Genomic DNA, 15,998 nt, shown 5'->3' with positions numbered 1-15,998 from the left:
AGCCCCATGCCGCCCATTGTCAGCGGTTCGTAAGGATTACGCCGAAGTCGGTAACTATTTCCGCCCCGGATCGGCGGTACGTTGACGTCCATGGTGGATGTGATCTTGCCGTGCCTCAATGAAGCGGCGGCGTTACCGCAGGTCCTCGCCGGTCTCCCGGCCGGATACCGGGCGATCGTGGCCGACAACGGTTCCACCGACGGCAGCGCCGGGGTGGCCCGCTCGCTCGGCGCCCACGTGATTGACGTGCCCGAGCGCGGGTTCGGCGCGGCCGTGCACGCGGGCCTGCGCGCGGCCACCGCCGAACTGGTCTGCATCGTCGACGCCGACGGCTCGTTCGACCTGGGCGAACTGCCGAGCGTCGCCGATCCGGTCGCCGCCGGGCAGGCCGACCTGGTCCTCGGCCGGCGCGTACCGCGCCCGGGTTCCTGGCCCTGGCACGCCCGGCAGGCCAACCGGCTGCTCGCCTGGCGGTTGCGCCGGCACATCGGCGTACCGCTGCACGATCTCGGGCCGATGCGGGCGGCCCGGCGTACCGCGCTGCTCGGGCTGGGCCTGCGTGACCGGCGGTTCGGCTATCCGCTGGAGATGGTGATCGCCGCCGCCCGGGACGGCTGGCGCATCCACGAGGTGCCGGTCGCGTACGCGCCCCGGGCCGAGGGCACCCGCTCGAAGGTGACCGGAACCGTGGCGGGCACCGCCCGCGCGGTCCGGGACATGGCGAAGGTGCTGGCCCGATGAACCTGCAGACCCTGGTGCTGGCCAAGCAGCCCGTGCCGGGCCGGGTCAAGACCCGGCTGTGCCCGCCGTGCACGCCGCCGCAGGCCGCGGCGGTCGCGGCGGCGGCGATCGAGGACACCCTCGACGCCGTCGACGGCAGTTCCGCCGCCGCCCGGGTCCTGGTGCTGGACGGTACGCTCGACGGCCGTCCCGGGTGGACGGCCGTCACCCAGTGCGCGGGCGATCTCGACGTCCGGCTGGCGCACGCCTTCCGGTCCACTGCCCGGCCCGGCTGGGCCAGCCTGCTCATCGGCATGGACACCCCGCAGGCGACCGCCGGTCTGCTGGACGCGGCGGCGGGCGCGCTGTCGGATGCCGACGCGGCGCTGGGCCTGGCCGCCGACGGCGGCTGGTGGGCGCTGGCCCTGCGGGAGCCCTCACACGCCGAGGCGTTGATCGGCGTGCGCATGTCGCAGGACGACACCGGCCTGCGCACGCTGGCGGCACTGCGGGCCCGTGGCCTGGCGGTGGCCGAGCTGCCGGTGCTGCGCGACGTCGACACCGCGGCGGACGCGTGGGCCGTCGCCGCCGCCCACCCGCACGGGCGGTTCGCGGCCGCGGTCCAAGCCCACGTGCCGGCGGTGGTCCGATGACCAGCGCGCTGGCCGTCTACAGCGGAGCGCTACGCCGCGACACGGCGCGCCTGCGGCTGCTCGACACCGCGGGGCGGCCGCTGCGCCACGTCGACACGAACCTGTGGCAGCGGCTGCGGCCGGGTGACCGCACGATCCTCGACCGGTGCGCCGCGCCGACCCTCGACGTCGGCTGCGGCCCCGGACGTCTGGTCGGCGCGCTGGCCGGGGCCGGCATCCCCGCCCTGGGCATCGACATCAGCACGACCGCGGTACGCCTGGCCCGCCGGCGCGGCGCCCGGGCGGTCACCGCCGACGTCTTCGGCGACGTCCCCGAGGCGGGGCAGTGGTCGCGGGCACTGCTGGCCGACGGCAACATCGGCATCGGCGGCGACCCCGCCCGGCTGCTGCGCCGCTGCGCCACCCTGATCCGCCGGCACGGGCACGTCCTCGTCGAGGCCGACCCGCCCGGCACCGGCGGCTGGTCCGGAGCGGCCGTCCTGCACGACGGCGACCGGGGCAGTACGCCGTTCCCCTGGGCGCTCGTCGGCGCCGATCAACTGCACCACCACGCGTACGCGGCCGGGCTGCGCGTCATCGAATCATGGAACGAGGACGGTCGATGGTTCGCCTGCCTGTCGCGGTAGATCCGCGTACGCTGTCGCGGTCGTTCTCGTCGCGGTTGCGCTCGCCCCGGCTGACCAGCCAGCTCGGACTGATGCTCGCCGTGGCGTTCTCGGTCTGCCTGGCGACCGGCGCGCTCAGCCACGCCATCCAGCATCCGCCGGGCTGGTTCTGGTGGCCGTCGCGCCCGGTCGGCCTCTACCGGGTCACGCAAGGGCTGCACGTCGCCACCGGGCTCGCGATCGTGCCGCTGATCGGTGCGAAGATCTGGTCGGTCTACCCGAAGCTGCTGCGCTGGCCGCCCGCCCGCGACCTGGCCCACGGACTGGAACGGCTGAGCGTCGCCGGGCTGGTCGCCGCGACCGGGTTCCAGGTCCTGACCGGCGTGCTGAACATCGCCCGCTGGTACGCGCCGATGGGCTTCTTCTTCACCGTCGCGCACTTCTGGACGGCCTGGATCGCCGCCGGCGCGATCCTCATCCACGTCGGCGTGAAACTGCCGATCATCCGCCGCGCCCTGACCGCGAAGGTACGCCCGGTGCCGGCCGGGGACGGCTGGACCCGGCGCGGTTTCCTGCTCACCGTCGGTGCGGCCATCGGCGTCGTCACGCTGTCGACCGTCGGGCAGACCGTCCGGCCGCTCGCCGGGGTGTCCGTCCTGGCGCCCCGCGATCCCCGGGTCGGCGTACAGGGCGTACCGGTGAACGGCTCGGCCAAGGGCGCCCGGGTGGCGGACAAGGCGCTCGACCCGGCGTACCGGCTGGAGGTGACCGGGCCGGCCGGTACGCGCCGGTTGTCGCTCGCCGAGCTGGCAGCCCTGCCACAGCACACTTCGGCGCTGCCGATCACCTGCGTGGAGGGCTGGAGCGCCGACGCCGTGTGGACCGGGGTACGCCTGCGCGATCTCGTGACGATGGCCGGCGGCGGCCCCGACGACCAGGTCGTCGTGGAATCGCTGCAGGACGACGGCCCGTACCGGATCTCGACGGTCGCGCCGCCGCACGCGCGCGACGAGCTGACGCTGCTCGCGTTGCGGCTGCACGGCGAACCGCTGCACCTGGACCACGGCTACCCGTGCCGGCTGATCGCACCGAACCGGCCCGGCGTCCTGCAGACCAAGTGGGTGGCCCGCATCGTGGTAGGCCGGCCATGAAGTGGATCCGGCGCCTCCTCGTCGCGGGCGGCCTCGCCCTGGCCGCCGTCGGACTGACCGGCGTCCTGCGGTCGGCCTCCGTCGGGACCGTTCCCTACCTGCGGTTCATGCTGTTCGCCCTGCTGTTCGGCGACGTCCTCGTCATGCCGGTCGTCCTGCTCGCCGGGGCGATCGCCGCCCGGGCACTGCCGGGCCCGGTACGCGTACCGGTGCAGGCAGCGCTGTCCGTGTCCGCCGCGGTCGCTCTCGTGTCGCTGCCGCTGCTGCTGGGGTACGGGCGGGATCCGGCGCTGCCCTCGGCGCTGCCCCGCGACTACCCGCGCGGGCTGCTGATCGTGCTGGCCGTCGTCTGGGCCGGCGCGGCGGTGGCGGTCCTCGTGCGGCTGCGGGTCAGGCGGGCAGCCGGACCTCGAACCGGCAGCCGCCGCTGACGTTGCGGACGCCGACCGCGCCCCCGTGCGCCTCGACGAGCCCGCGCACGATGGCCAGGCCCAGCCCGCCGCCGTTGCCGAAGGCGTCGGGCGTACGCGCCCTCGATCCGCGGAACGCCACGTCGAACACCTGGTCCAGGTCCGTCTCGGGGATGCCGCCGCAGGTGTCGCTGACGGTGAGCCAGGCCCCTGAGGCATCCTGGCCGCCGTCGATGGTGACGGTGCCGTCCGGCGGCGTGTAGCGGATCGCGTTGAGCACGAGGTTCGCCACGACCCGGCTGAGCTCCTTCTCGCTGGCGCGGACGGTCGGCCACGCCGCGTCGCCGGGAGTGCTCAGGCGTACGCCGAGGTTGGCGGCGATCGGCGCGGCGGCCGCGATCGCGTCCGAGACCACGTCGTGCAGGCCGACCTCGTCGAGCGTGAGGTTCAGCGCACCGGCGTGGATCCGCGACAGCTCGAACAGGTCGTCGACCAGCCGGGTCATCCGGTCGGCCTCGACCCGCAACCGGCGGTGGTACTCGTGGACCGAAGCGGGGTCGTCGACCACGCCGTCCTCGAGCGCCTCGGCCATCGCCCGCATGCCCGCCAGCGGCGTACGCAGATCGTGGCTGACCCAGGCGATCAGCTGGCGGCGGCCGGCTTCCAGCTCGCGTTCGCGGCGCCGGGCGTCGGCGGCCCAGACGGCGGCGCGGGCCATGCGGCGGCCCGTCCAGAGCCCGACGGCCAGCGACAGCGCACCGGCGATCGGCACGACGATGAGCACGACCTGCAGGTCGTGCGGGGAGATGAACATCGCCTCGGCGACGGCGAGGATGCCCGCCACGACCGCGAGGACGACCATGACCACCAGGACGGCGACGTTCGCGGTGATCGACCTGCGCTGCATGAGGCGTACCGCCACGAATCCCGGTACGCAGACCGCCAGCGCGCCGAGCAGGGCGGCGAGGGCGATCAGCAGGATGTCACGCACCGGAGGCCGCCGGCTCGTAGCGGTAGCCGATGCCCCACACGGTCTGGATCCGCTGCGGTTCGGCCGGATCCTGCTCGATCTTCTCCCGCAGTCGTCTGATGTGGACGGTCACCGTGGACTGGTCGCCGAACGACCAGCCCCAGACCTGTTCGAGCAGCTGCGGCCGCTTGAGCGCCACGCCCGGCTGCGACATGAGCGCGACCAGCAGGTCGAACTCGCGTACCGTCAGCGACAGCGGTTGCCCGCGCAGCATGGCGGTCCGCCGGGCCGGGTCGACGACCAGGTCGCCGTCGGTCAGCAGCTCCCGCTGCACCGGCTGGGCCACGGTGCGCCGCAGGACCGACTGCACCCGCAGCACGAGTTCGCGCGGGGAGAAGGGCTTCGTGACGTAGTCGTCCGCGCCCAGCTGCAGGCCGACGATCCGGTCGATCTCCTCACCCATCGCGGTCAGCATGATGATCGGCATGTCCGCCGACGCCTGGCGCATCCGGCGGCAGACCTCCAGCCCGTCCACGCCGGGCAGCATGAGATCGAGAACCACCAGATCCGGCGTACGCGCGGCGAAGGCGGCCAGCGCGGCGTCCCCGTCCTCGGCGAGCTCCACGGTCAGGCCGGCCCGCTCCAGATAACGGCGTACCACGTCGGACACGGTCCGGTCGTCGTCGACCACCAGGATCGTCGGTGCCACTCGGTTCACCTTCCCAGCCTAGGTTCGGCGGCGGGCGGCGTACCGCCGGGACACGGATCCGTCACCGGTTCGTAAGGCCGCCCGCTCGCCTCCTCGGGTCACCAGCCGTCGATCACAGGTCGTCCGGGCCGGGCATCCCCGGGTCGGTTCCCGGCCGGCTGAACCGGTCGCGTCCCCGGGGCGCCTGCACGCCGCCGCCGTCGGGTGCGGGGTCGCCGGTGACCCGGCCGGGCTGCGCCGGTCCCGTTCCGTCGAGGGTCGGCGCGAAGCCGCCGTCCGCCGAGTCCAGGACCCCGCCGAGCCGCTGCCGGGCGGCGTCGGTCAGGCCGATCCGGCCCCGGCCGGTCAGGGCGGGCCCGCGACGGCCGCCGGTGACCGTGTCCCCGTCGGTGTACGCCTCGCCGCCACCGCCACCGCCGTCCGGCCCGCCGCCGTGGTCCTCGGGCTGGCCGCCGCCCTGGCCGCCGTCGTTCTGCCCGCCACCACCCTGGCCGCCACCGTTCTGGCCGCCGTCGCTCGGGCCGCCGCCCGGCTGGCCGTTGCCGCCGTCCGACTCGCCGCCGGTACCGGCGATCATGCGGCCGTCCGCGTCCGGCCCGGGCGGGTCGAACGGCGGCGTCGTCGACGGCGCGTCGGGCGGCCCGGCGTCGAACAGATCCTCCAGCCGCTGCAACTCCATCTGCTCCGCCGGCGTCAGGTCCTTGCCGGCGGCCTCATCCTCGGCGAGCTTGTTCAACCGGTCGATCTCCTCGCCGGTCAGCCGCCCGTTCTGCTCCCGCTCGTCGCGCTCCGCCTGGTCGCCGAGGCGTTCGAGCTCCTTGGCGAGGTCGTCGAGCCGGTCCTGTTCCGCCTGGGTGTGGCCCCGGTCCTCGTCGGAGGCACGCTCGGCGATCTTCTCGCGCTCCTTGTAGATCTGGTCGCGCTCGGCCTCCCGCAACCGCGCCCGATCGCCGTAGAAATCCGACGAGTACGCAGGTGACCGCTGGTCGTTGGTAGTCATGAACCCAGTGTTCGCGCAGGTCAGCGGCCTGGCGAGAGCGAAGTGCTTATCGGCTGCTTACAGGGGGATTACGCCGGCGCAGGCCCGCCGCCCGGCAGGGTCCGGCAGACGAATTCCCCGGGCGGCACACAAAAGGACGAGAGCTTGCCACTGACCGGTCGCATTCATGTCCGTCACAAGTCCGCAGTGGACTCACAACCATTACCGGACTTGCCCGGCGCTGGCAAAATCGCCCCCGGAGGTGCGGCCGATGAAAGTGACCTCGCCACGCAACGGCGTGCTGATCTTCGCCGCGGTCATGGTGGTCTCGGCGGGCGGGACCGTCTTCTTCGGATCGCCTACGGCGGCGGTCGCCCTGCTGTCGGTCATGGGCGTCGGCATCGCCGGGGCGCTGCTGACCCAGGCGCTGCTCAACCGGCGGTACGTGGGCCGGACGCGGCTCATCATCCGCCGGCCGTACCTGGAGCCGGCCGACCTCCCGCCGCCGCCCGGAATCCTGGTCGGCCGCGACCGCGAACTGCTGCAGGTATGCCGACTACTGCAAGGCCCCGAGTCGCCGAGGGCAAGGGTCGTGACGATCGTCGGGGACGAAGGCGTCGGCAAGACCGCCCTCGCGGTCACCGCCGGCCACATCGTCACGCGCGCCTTTCCCGACGGGCAGATTCTCGTCCGCTTCGACACGCAGCGGCCCGACAACGACAAGCACGCGCGAGCCTATTTCGCGCGGGCTCTGGGAACACCGGCCGAGACGCCGCCGGAAGACCGCGAATTCGGCCAGTGGTACCGCAGGAAGACACACCGCAAACGCATCCTCATCGTCCTCGACAACGTCGACGACTCGGTCTCGGTGAAGCGCTTTCTGCCCACGGCTCCCGGCTGCGCGGTGATCGTCACCTCGCGCCGGGCGGTCACGGAGGTGAGCGCCGACCTGCCGGTGCAGCTGGGCCTGCTCGACCCGGCCGCCTCGCGCCAGCTGCTGCGGCGGCTGCTCGGCGATCGCACCGAAACGCCGGACGCCCGCCAGATGGAACAGATCGTGGTGGCCTCCGCCGGGCATCCGGCCGCCTTGCAGATGGCCGGGGCGGCGATCCAGACCCGGCGCGGCTGGGATCTGGAGGTCGCCTTCGGCGAGGCACAGGCGATCGCCATCGCCGCTCCGGAGGCCGACCTGCCGCCGTTCGTCGGCGTCCTCAATCTCGCGTGCGCGCTGCTGACCGACCAGGAGCGCACCTGCCTGGCGCTGCTGTCCCTGCTGGACACTCGGCGGGTCGCCCCCTGGATGCTGATGGCGCTGGCCCAGGGCGGTTACCCCGAGTGGTCGTCCTTCGACGAGATGACCGCGGCCCGCATCCTGGACCGGCTCGCCCGCGTCCGCTTCGCCGAGGTCCGCATCGACGAGCGCTCCGGCGTCGCCGTCTACCGCATCCCGCGCTACACCACCGAGTACGCGCGCGTCCTGCGGGCCAGTGAGGTCCCCGAGGAGGGAGCGGTGGCGGCACTCGCCGCGTACCGGGCCGGGCGGGACGAGCGCTCGCGGCAGGATCCGGATCTCGCCCATCGCGTACGCGTCTATCAGCTGCTCGACCAGGGCCGGCTCGACGAGGCGCTGGCGGTCGCGCGAGAGGCGCTGTTCCAGGCGTCCGACGACGCGGACTGGGCCGCCACCGGCGCCGACGAGGAGACCCACCTGGCCGAGGTCGCGTTGGCCGAGGTCTTCGCCGAGCTGGGCTGGTTCGACGACGCGCTCACGTACGCCCGGGCGGGCGCGAAGGGGACCGAGACCCGTACCTGGGTCCGCGCGTTGCGGATCCAAGGCCGGGTCCGCTGGCGCCTGCGTCAGACGGGCGCGGCCGTCGCCAAGCTGCAGCAGGCCGAGGAACTGGCCCGGGATCTGCCTGTGACGGACGGCGCCGAGCGGGTCCGCGTCCTGCGGGAGCTGACGGTCGCGTACACGCTGGCCGGCGAGTGCGACAAGGCGCTGGCCAGTGCGGGGCAGGCCGAGAAGCTGTGCGGTTCGGCCGAGCACCGGCTGCCCGGCGTGCTCTGGGCGTACGGACTGGCGTTGACGGCGGCCCGCCGGTATCCCGAAGCGGAGGCCGTGCTCGAACGCGCCGACACCCTCAGCGGCGTCGAGCGGTTCGAGCAGGGCCTGTGGCGTCCGTGGATCCGTCACCAGCGCGCGGTCCTCGCGCTGGAGCAGAAGTCGTACGACACCGCACGCAGCCTCGCCGCGGGTGCGCTGAGCGGGTTCACCGCCCTCATCCACCGGTACGCGGCCGGGCACTGCCGTCAGCTGATCGGGCGGGCATATCTCGCGGAGCGCACTTACGACCAGGCGATTCCGGCCCTTGCCGAGACCCGGCAGACCTTCGAGCGCTGCGGCGACCGCTGGATCGAGGCCGACACCCTGGTCTGGCTCGCCCGGGCGTACATGCGCAAGACCTGGCCCGACGACGTGCTGAGGGAACGGTACGACGAAGCGGGCTCCATGCTGGACGTGGCTCGCCGGACCTTCGAAGCGCTCAAGGACGCCGACAGCGTGGCGACGACCCGGGCCGAGGACAGAGAGCTGGAGAGCCGGCGGGGTCGGCTGTCCCGGCGTACCGACCGCGATCCGACCGAAGCCGGGCCGCACGGTGACCGTGCTCTGACGGAGAACCCGGAGGTGCCGGTGTGACCGAGGAGAACACCGACGCCGGTACCCTTCCGCGCTGGCGCAAGCAGCTGCGTACCGTCCGGCGACGGCTGCGCTCGTTGCGGCTGCCGCTCGCGGCCCTCGCGGGCGTCGTGACGACCGTCCTGAGCACGATCTACGAGGACCTCCCACCGGGGCTGCGGTACGCCGCGCTCGGCGTGGTGGGCGTCCTCAGCGGCGTGGCATTGCTGCTGACCGAGTTCGGGTCGACGAAACCGGCGGACTACACGCGCGACGTCTCCGGCGACTGGCCGACAAGCGTACGCGTCAGCACGCCCCGGGTCGGCCGGCGGCAGCGGCCGTCCATCAAACCGCCCGGGACGGAGCTGTTCGCCGGGCGGGAGGCGGAACTCGGCGCGTTGCTCGCCTCGCACCGCAACCAGCGCGCCGACCGGGATGCCCGGCCGAGCGCTCTGGACGACCTGGCCGAGGACGGCGGATTCGACCCGCCGGCGATCGGCTGCGTGACGTTGTATCTGCACGGGCAGCCCGGCGTCGGCAAGAGCGCGATCGCCTGGGAGCTCGCCGCCCGGCTCGCACCGCAGTACGACCACGTCATCTCCGTGGACCTGGGGACGGCGGGGACCGCGCGGCCGCCCGGCGACGTCCTCAAGGATCTGCTCCTGCAGCTCGGCTGGTCGGAGCATGAGATGCCCGAGGAGCGGCACGGCCGGGCGGTCGCCTTCCGCACCATCACGGCCGGCCACAACCTGCTGTTCATCTTCGACGCGGCGCGTACGGCGGACCAGGTGAAGATGATCCTGCCGACGGATCCGCAGAACGCCGTGATCGTCACCAGCCGCCGCGACCTGACGTCGGATCCCGAGATGCAGGCCACCCCCTCGATGCTGATCCAAGAACCGTCCGCCGCGGAGGCACTGGAGATCTTCCGGCTGATGTCGTTGACCAACCCGCTGGACCGGCCCGAGTGCGCGGCGGAGATCGTCGAGCTGTGCGGGCGGCTGCCGGTCGCGATCCGGTCGGCGGCGGAGCGGATCGCGGTCGAGGGGACCAACATCTGCGCGGTCGCCACCTACCTGTCCGAGGACTCGACCCGCCTGTCGCGACTGGAGCAACCCGGCCGGCCGGTACGCACCATCCTGCAGACCGAGTTCGACCGCCTGCTCCAGCAGGAGCAGAAGGCGCTGGTCTACCTGTCGCTGCTGCCGTCGCGGTCGTTCTCGCCGTGGATCCTCATCCCGCTGCTCGGCGTACATCCGGGGGAGGCCGAGGCGCTCGCCGACCGCCTGGTGGCCGCGCAGATGCTCGAGGTCGCCGCGCCCGCGGCGCACAGCGGCATCAGCCGGTACACGATGCACGCGCTCACCTGGCTCTTCGCCCGCCAGCACGCCGACGACCTGCCCGAGGAGGAGCGGACGGAGGCCCTGGACCAGGTCGATCAGGCGTACCAGGCGCTGATCGCGACCGTCCTCAACGTGCACACGCCCGACAAGCCGATCGAGGTCCCGGCCGCGGGCATCGCGCAGACGCCGCAGATCGCCCGGCGGATCGCCGAGGACCTCACCGGCTGGGTGGTGGCCGAGCACGCCAACCTCCTGCACGAGATCGAGGTCGCGTTCGCCGCCGGCCGCTACGGGCTGTGCTGGCGGCTGGCCGTTCTCCTCGACGGGACGACGCCGCTCAGCCTGGACTTCGACGCGACGGACAAGGCCTACCGGAAGGCCCTCGAAGCCGCCCGGCTGGACTCCGACGACAAGGCCGTCGCCAAGGTCCAGATCGCGGTCGGGCGGTTCTACGCGGCCGTCGGCCGCTACGAGGACGCGGAATCCGGGCTCGCCGGCGCCTACCCCCACGGCGGCTCCGCGCCTGCGCGCCGGCCCACCGCGGCCGAGGTCCGCAGCCAGCTCGCGCTGGCGGAAACACTGCTGCAGGCGGGATCCCACGACCTCGCCAGCGAGAAGCTGCAGCGCTGCCTGCGCCAGGCCAAGCTCGCCAACGACAGTACGCTGGTCCACACGGCCGAGATCATGATCGCGTACAACCATCACGTCGAATGCCCGTACTGGGTCCAGGACCGCCTCCTCGACGACACCCTGGACACCGCCGGCCGGTTCTACGCCCAGCTCGCCTTCGCCGACTCCGCCTGCCGCGGGCGCGAATGGCGTACCGCGTTCGAACACCTCGACGCGGCGGAGCGGATGGCGGCGTCGGACCTGTCCCGCGGCGCGTACGTGGCCCTGCGCGCCTCGGAGGCGAGCCTGCGCCACGCCTGGCATCTGTCCCGCGCCCAGACGGCCGGCCGGGCCAGGGACATCGCGATCGGCCGCACGATCGAGTGGGCCTGCATCGCCATGCGCCGCTATCGCGGCATGCGCTACCCCGGCGGCGAGTACCGGGCCAAGTGCCAGCTCGCCCGGGCGTTCGGCGCCGCCGAGCTGCTGGGCGTGGCCGAGCAGCTGGCCGACCGGCTCTACAACGACGTCCGCGACCTGCAGCGCGACTGGGACCGCATCCACCAGGACCTGCTCGCGCGGGTCCACCAGGTACGCGGAGAGCTGCTGTTCCGATTCGGCGACCGGGCGGCGGCCCGGGCCGAGCTGATCCGGGCGGCCGGGATCTTCTCGCTGCTCGGCGATCCGATGTCCGAAGGGGACGTCCGGGACACGATCCAGACGCCGCCCGCGATGCGCCGGCCGCGGTGATCACAGCTACCGCGCGGAAACTGCACCAGGCGCTCGTCGAGCAAGTCGGCCGGGGCTGGTACCCGACAGCCAGCGCGTTCGCGGCATCGTGGGCGCTGTCGGCGTGGCGCTACCCGCCAGCCGGGCGATCAGCTGGGGGACGTCGTCGACGCGCTGCTTCTGTACTCGCGTCTGGAGGGCGCCCAAGGGTGGCGACCTCGGGGCAGGACGGACTCCGAGTCGGCATTGACTGGTGACGTTACCGTCGACCCACGTCTTGCGGGGGAGGAGCCTCGATGGATCTTGGGGATCAGATCGGTACCGTCATCGCAGTGGCGGTGGGTGCGATCGGCTCATACATGTTTGGCAGGCTGTCTGACCGTGACCGGTTGGCTCGCGACCTCGCCTTTCGATGGGATGAAAGACGCCTTGATGCCTACGTCGCATATGTTTCAGCCGTCAAGATGGCAGGGATGCGAGCCAATGAGGTGCACGAACGACGCCTCCAGGGCGCCAGCGCGAGCGACCTCGTTGACTTGATCAATGATCTTGCCGAGCGCGAGGGCCATCGCGCGGAACGGTTCGAGGCACTGCCACTCCTTGCCGACGGAACTACCATCGAAGCCGCCCATGAACTCAACCATGCACTCTGGCGTCTTGAGCACCCGGCGAGAACGGGGTCGGAGATCGCCGAGCAGGAGTGGCACGAACTTGCGGACAAGTGGGTCACAGCCCTTAACAACTTCCATGCGGCCGCTCGTCAGAGCCTCACCGTACAGGGGACGTTCTCGCGTCGGGATACTGCTGCCCTCGCGGTCTCGCGCCCGGAACGTGCCAGTTCTGGCGTGATTGTCTGAGTATCTGCCCAGGTGATACTGCCGTGGCACGCTTAGGGGTGTTGGCACACTGTGCCGGACAGTCTTGGCGGCCCACAGCACTGTCTATACCTGCGTAGGAATCAAGGTCGTTGCCTGGACGCCAGCCGGGTCTTGCGGGTACGCCGGCGGACTCAGCAGGTCATGACATCCACCACGTTCGCCGTGTGGTGTTCTCGACCGGCGGCTTCTTCGCGACATACACGTGGTGGCAGCCGTGGATGGAGACGGTGGCGGTAGTGGTCCTCGGCGTCCGGGTACGCATCGTCGACCTCGGACCCCTGCCGCCCGACGACCCAGCCGACAACGGTGTCGACGCGCACGTAGCCGCGATACCTGATTCGACGATGAACTGATGTTTGGCTACTCAGGTTTCTACTCGGAATCGGCGCGGCGGTTACTCATGGCCGCGTCTCCCGGTGTCGCGGGGATCGGCGTGTCGTTGTCCCAACTATGTGCGGTCGCGGTCAACCCCTCAACGGCGTCGAACTGGCGGTGAACGCCGTGCTGGAAACCCACGCCGGACGGCCCTTCGAGGAGGCGGGCGCCGCGCTGCGGGCCACGCTGTTCCGGCTCGACGCGTACCTGGACGAGCGGTCGCTGCACGCGTTCGCCCTCCTGATCGCGGTGGGCCTGCCGATCGAGGTGCGCTGGCGGCGTGATCCCGCCGTCTGCGCGGCGGTGCCACCGTCCGGCTGCGCGGTCGCCGGCTGACGCGGGCAGTTCCCGGCGAGGGGCGTGCGGCGTGCGGCAGACCCGAATCTGCCGCACGCCGCACGCGGAGGGAGGAGTGTCAGCCTGAGACGTCGGCCGCCTGCGCGCGCAGGGCCCGGCGTACTTCGTCGCGTCCCTCGATGAGCAGCCGCCGCAGGGCTGGGGCGGGCTGCGCGTTCGCGAGGTACTCGTCGGTCCGGGTGACCGTGGCCGGTTCCACGAACAGCCCGGGGTAGAACCCGATCGCGAAGGTACGCGCGACCTCGGCCGGCTGCTCGGCCCACACGTCGCCGAGGGCCGCGAAGTAGCGGTCGATGTAGTCGCGCAGCAGGTTCAGCTGGTTGGACTGGGCGAAGCCGAGCCCGATCGAGCTGCCGATGATGGACTTCTGCGCGCCGTTGCTGAGCTGCCCGTCCACGATGGACGACCAGGCCGCGGCCTTCGCGTCCGCCTCGGGCAGCGCGGCGCGGGCGCCGAGCGCGTACTCCTCGCCGGCGGTGGTGCGGTCGCGTTCCCGCTCGGCGTCGATGCGCGCCGCCCCCGCCCGGCCGGTCCGCACGAGCGCCCCGAGCAGCGCCCAGCGCAGCTCGGTGTCGACGGTCAGGCCCTCGATCGTGGTACGCGCCTCCAGCAGGTCCTCGATCAGGCCCAGGTCCGCCGGCTTGGTGGCCAGCCGGGCGAGCAGCGACGCCCAGGCGAGCTGGAGGTCGGGGGACGGTGCCGTCCGGATCCGGGTCGCGGCGGCCTCGGCGAACCAGCCGGCGGCCTCGGCCCGGGCGGCCGGCGCGACGAACCGGTCCACGCTGGTCAGCACCGACTGGTGCAGCGCCTGCACGACCTCGGTGTCGGTCTCGGTGTCGATCCCGGCCAGGACCTGCCGCAGGTAGGTGCGGGCGCCGAGCTCGCCGGCGCGTACCGCGTCCCAGGACGCGGCCCAGCACAGGGAACGCGCGAGCGGGTCGGCGATCTGGCCGATGCCGTCCCGCACCGTGGCCAGCGACCGCTGGTCGAGCCGGATGGTGGCGTACGCGAGATCGTCGTCGTTGAGCAGCAGGAGGTCGGGCTGGGTGACGCCGATCAGCTGGGGCACCTCGGTGCGGGGTCCGTCGATGTCGACCTCGACGCGGTGGCGGCGCACGAGCCCGTCGGGGCCGCCGTCGTAGAGGCCGATCCCGAGGCGGTGGGACCGCAGCGTGGGGTGCTCGGCCGAGGCTTCCTGCACCACGGTGAAGCCGGTGTACGCGCCGTCGCCGCCGACGGCCGACTGCGGCCGCAGGGTGTTGACGCCGGCCTGCTGCAGCCACTGCTTGGACCAGCTGGACAGGTCGCGTCCGGAGGCCTCCTCCAGCGCGGCGAGCAGGTCGCTCAGGGTGGCGTTGCCCCACTTGTGCCGGGCGAAGTAGGCCCGGATGCCGGCGAGGAAGCTCTCCTCGCCGTGTCCGGTCGAGCCCGGGTCGCCGTCGGCGCCCCGCGCGGAGACCAGCGCGATCAGCTGCTTGATGACCGACGCGCCCTTGTAGTAGGTGATCGGGTCGAAGTTGGCGACCGCGTCGTCGATGTCGCCGGCCTCGGTGGCGATCGGGTGCGTCGACGGGAGCTGGTCCTGCCGGTACGCGTTGGCCTTGTCGGCGTTGGCGAACCCGGCCCACGAGTCGGTCCACCGGGTGGTGGCCACCTGCGCGTGCACCGACATGTAGGTCGCGAAGGTCTCCTTCAGCCACAGGTCGTCCCACCAGCGCATCGTGACCAGGTTGCCGAACCAGACGTGCGACAGCTCGTGCAGCAGCACGGCGGCCCGGCGGTGCCGCACGGCGTCGGTGACCCGCGAGCGGAAGATGAACGACTCGCGGACGGTGACGCAGGCGGCGTTCTCCATCGCGCTGAGGTTGTACTCCGGCACGAAGATCTGGTCGTACTTGGCGAACGGGTACGGCTGGCCGAACGTGGTCACGTAGTGGTCCAGGCCGCGGGTGGTGATCTCGAAGATCTCGTCGGCGTCGAGGTGCTCGGCCATCGAGGCGCGGACCGCGAGGCGCAGCGGCACCACCTTCCCGGACGGATCGGTGTGCGTACGCGAGACCTGGTGGTACCGGCCGGCGACCAGCGCGGTGACGTAGGTCGGCAGCGGCTCGGTCGGCTCGAACCGCCAGACGGCGGCGTCCGGGCCGGCGGCCTCCGGTTCGGGGCTGGGGGAGTTGGAGAAGACCGTCCAGTCCGCCGGGGCGGTGACGGTGAAGGTGAACCGGCTCTTGAGGTCGGGCTGGTCGAACGCCGTGTAGACGCGGCGCGCCTCCTGCACCTCGAAGTGCGTGTAGAGGTAGACCTCGCCGTCGGCCGGGTCGACCGACCGGTGCAGGCCGACGCCGGTGTTGGTGTAGCGGCAGTCGGCCACGACGAGCAGCTCGTTGTCGGCGGCCAGTCCGGTCAGCAGGATGCGGTCGTCCTGATAGGCCCAGGCGGGGTCGAGCGACTCGCCGTTCAGGACGATCTCGGTGACCCGGTCGGCGATCAGGTCGGCGAAGGTCGTGCCGCCCGGCTGCGTGGCGCTGAACCGGATCCGGGTCGTGGACCGGAAGACCTCCGGCCCGGCGGTCAGGTCGAGCTCGATCTCGTAGGCGGTCACGGAGAGCAGGTTGCTGCGGGCTTTCGCCGCGGCGTAGGTCAGCTTGGTTCCGGGCACCGGACAGGCTCCTTTGCGCTTGCCAGGACGGCTGAGGGCGTACGCGCGGCAGAGCACCGATCGGCGCATGGAATTGACCAGCGTGATTTCGCCGCGTGCCCGACCGAGGCTAACGCACCGGTGATCGTTATGGCAACTTTCGGCGGTCCGACTTTCCAAATCCGTGCCAATTGT

General features: G+C 72.2%; 14 protein-coding genes. 10 read left to right on the top strand and 4 right to left on the bottom strand.

What is annotated here, in order from left to right:
- The first annotated feature begins 81 nt into the window (after positions 1-81).
- From G401_RS0104135 to G401_RS0104115, 5 genes are read left to right on the top strand one after another with little or no spacing between them, the layout of a single operon-like run.
- The gene (locus G401_RS0104135; protein ID WP_211240663.1) at positions 82-741 is read left to right on the top strand and encodes a glycosyltransferase family 2 protein; all 660 of its coding nucleotides are present in this window, start codon (positions 82-84) and stop codon (positions 739-741) included.
- A complete protein-coding gene (locus tag G401_RS0104130; RefSeq protein WP_027341510.1) occupies positions 738-1,373 on the top strand; it encodes a DUF2064 domain-containing protein in 636 nt (211 codons plus the stop codon). Before G401_RS0104135 ends, G401_RS0104130 begins: the two co-directional genes overlap by 4 nt.
- Positions 1,370-1,999, top strand: coding sequence for a methyltransferase domain-containing protein (locus tag G401_RS0104125; protein ID WP_027341509.1), 630 nt, complete (start codon positions 1,370-1,372; stop codon positions 1,997-1,999). Before G401_RS0104130 ends, G401_RS0104125 begins: the two co-directional genes overlap by 4 nt.
- Positions 1,975-3,129, top strand: a complete 1,155-nt coding sequence (locus G401_RS0104120) for a molybdopterin-dependent oxidoreductase (RefSeq protein ID WP_051366106.1) — start codon at positions 1,975-1,977, stop codon at positions 3,127-3,129. The genes G401_RS0104125 and G401_RS0104120 overlap by 25 nt, the downstream gene beginning before the upstream one ends.
- Positions 3,126-3,560, top strand: coding sequence for a hypothetical protein (locus G401_RS0104115; protein WP_051366105.1), 435 nt, complete (start codon positions 3,126-3,128; stop codon positions 3,558-3,560). The genes G401_RS0104120 and G401_RS0104115 overlap by 4 nt, the downstream gene beginning before the upstream one ends.
- Here G401_RS0104115 and G401_RS0104110 read toward each other — a convergent pair.
- The 3 genes from G401_RS0104110 to G401_RS0104100 all read right to left on the bottom strand — a co-directional run bounded on the left by G401_RS0104110 (position 3,520) and on the right by G401_RS0104100 (position 6,218).
- Entirely contained in the window at positions 3,520-4,530 is a 1,011-nt protein-coding gene (locus G401_RS0104110) for a sensor histidine kinase (RefSeq protein ID WP_027341506.1), read from the bottom strand. The genes G401_RS0104115 and G401_RS0104110 overlap by 41 nt on opposite strands.
- A complete protein-coding gene (locus G401_RS0104105) occupies positions 4,523-5,218 on the bottom strand; it encodes a response regulator transcription factor (protein ID WP_157545346.1) in 696 nt (231 codons plus the stop codon). Before G401_RS0104105 ends, G401_RS0104110 begins: the two co-directional genes overlap by 8 nt.
- A 112-nt stretch (positions 5,219-5,330) precedes the next feature.
- A complete protein-coding gene (locus tag G401_RS0104100) occupies positions 5,331-6,218 on the bottom strand; it encodes a hypothetical protein (protein WP_027341504.1) in 888 nt (295 codons plus the stop codon).
- A gap of 250 nt (positions 6,219-6,468) precedes the next feature.
- On the opposite strand from G401_RS0104100, the gene G401_RS0104095 reads away from it, so the two are divergent.
- The 5 genes from G401_RS0104095 to G401_RS0104075 all read left to right on the top strand — a co-directional run bounded on the left by G401_RS0104095 (position 6,469) and on the right by G401_RS0104075 (position 13,144).
- The gene (locus tag G401_RS0104095) at positions 6,469-8,895 is read left to right on the top strand and encodes an NB-ARC domain-containing protein (protein WP_169734145.1); all 2,427 of its coding nucleotides are present in this window, start codon (positions 6,469-6,471) and stop codon (positions 8,893-8,895) included.
- Positions 8,892-11,576, top strand: coding sequence for an NB-ARC domain-containing protein (locus G401_RS0104090; RefSeq protein ID WP_027341502.1), 2,685 nt, complete (start codon positions 8,892-8,894; stop codon positions 11,574-11,576). Before G401_RS0104095 ends, G401_RS0104090 begins: the two co-directional genes overlap by 4 nt.
- A 275-nt stretch (positions 11,577-11,851) precedes the next feature.
- Positions 11,852-12,412, top strand: a complete 561-nt coding sequence (locus G401_RS55580; protein WP_157545300.1) for a hypothetical protein — start codon at positions 11,852-11,854, stop codon at positions 12,410-12,412.
- Between the two features lie 185 nt (positions 12,413-12,597).
- Positions 12,598-12,786, top strand: a complete 189-nt coding sequence (locus tag G401_RS0104080; RefSeq protein ID WP_027341500.1) for a hypothetical protein — start codon at positions 12,598-12,600, stop codon at positions 12,784-12,786.
- Between the two features lie 148 nt (positions 12,787-12,934).
- Positions 12,935-13,144, top strand: a complete 210-nt coding sequence (locus G401_RS0104075; RefSeq protein WP_157545298.1) for a hypothetical protein — start codon at positions 12,935-12,937, stop codon at positions 13,142-13,144.
- A gap of 79 nt (positions 13,145-13,223) precedes the next feature.
- On the opposite strand, the gene pepN is transcribed toward G401_RS0104075, so the two are convergent.
- Positions 13,224-15,824 carry an aminopeptidase N gene (gene pepN / locus G401_RS0104070; RefSeq protein WP_027341498.1) on the bottom strand — a complete coding sequence of 867 codons (2,601 nt, stop codon included), beginning with the start codon at positions 15,822-15,824 and terminating at the stop codon, positions 13,224-13,226.
- Between the last annotated feature and the right edge of the window lie 174 nt (positions 15,825-15,998).

This window comes from Hamadaea tsunoensis DSM 44101, assembly GCF_000428945.1.
Taxonomy (GTDB): domain Bacteria; phylum Actinomycetota; class Actinomycetes; order Mycobacteriales; family Micromonosporaceae; genus Hamadaea; species Hamadaea tsunoensis.
This window is presented reverse-complemented; position numbering and strand designations above follow the sequence as displayed.

What these genes read in the sequence shown, in the direction of transcription:
- G401_RS0104130 (WP_027341510.1), top strand. Translation starts at nt 738, where the DNA reads ATGAACCTGCAGACCCTGGTGCTGGCCAAGCAGCCCGTGCCGGGCCGG.
- G401_RS0104125 (WP_027341509.1), top strand. Translation starts at nt 1,370, where the DNA reads ATGACCAGCGCGCTGGCCGTCTACAGCGGAGCGCTACGCCGCGACACG.
- G401_RS0104120 (WP_051366106.1), top strand. Translation starts at nt 1,975, where the DNA reads ATGGTTCGCCTGCCTGTCGCGGTAGATCCGCGTACGCTGTCGCGGTCG.
- G401_RS0104115 (WP_051366105.1), top strand. Translation starts at nt 3,126, where the DNA reads ATGAAGTGGATCCGGCGCCTCCTCGTCGCGGGCGGCCTCGCCCTGGCC.
- G401_RS0104100 (WP_027341504.1), bottom strand. Translation starts at nt 6,218, where the DNA reads ATGACTACCAACGACCAGCGGTCACCTGCGTACTCGTCGGATTTCTAC.
- G401_RS0104095 (WP_169734145.1), top strand. Translation starts at nt 6,469, where the DNA reads ATGAAAGTGACCTCGCCACGCAACGGCGTGCTGATCTTCGCCGCGGTC.
- G401_RS55580 (WP_157545300.1), top strand. Translation starts at nt 11,852, where the DNA reads ATGGATCTTGGGGATCAGATCGGTACCGTCATCGCAGTGGCGGTGGGT.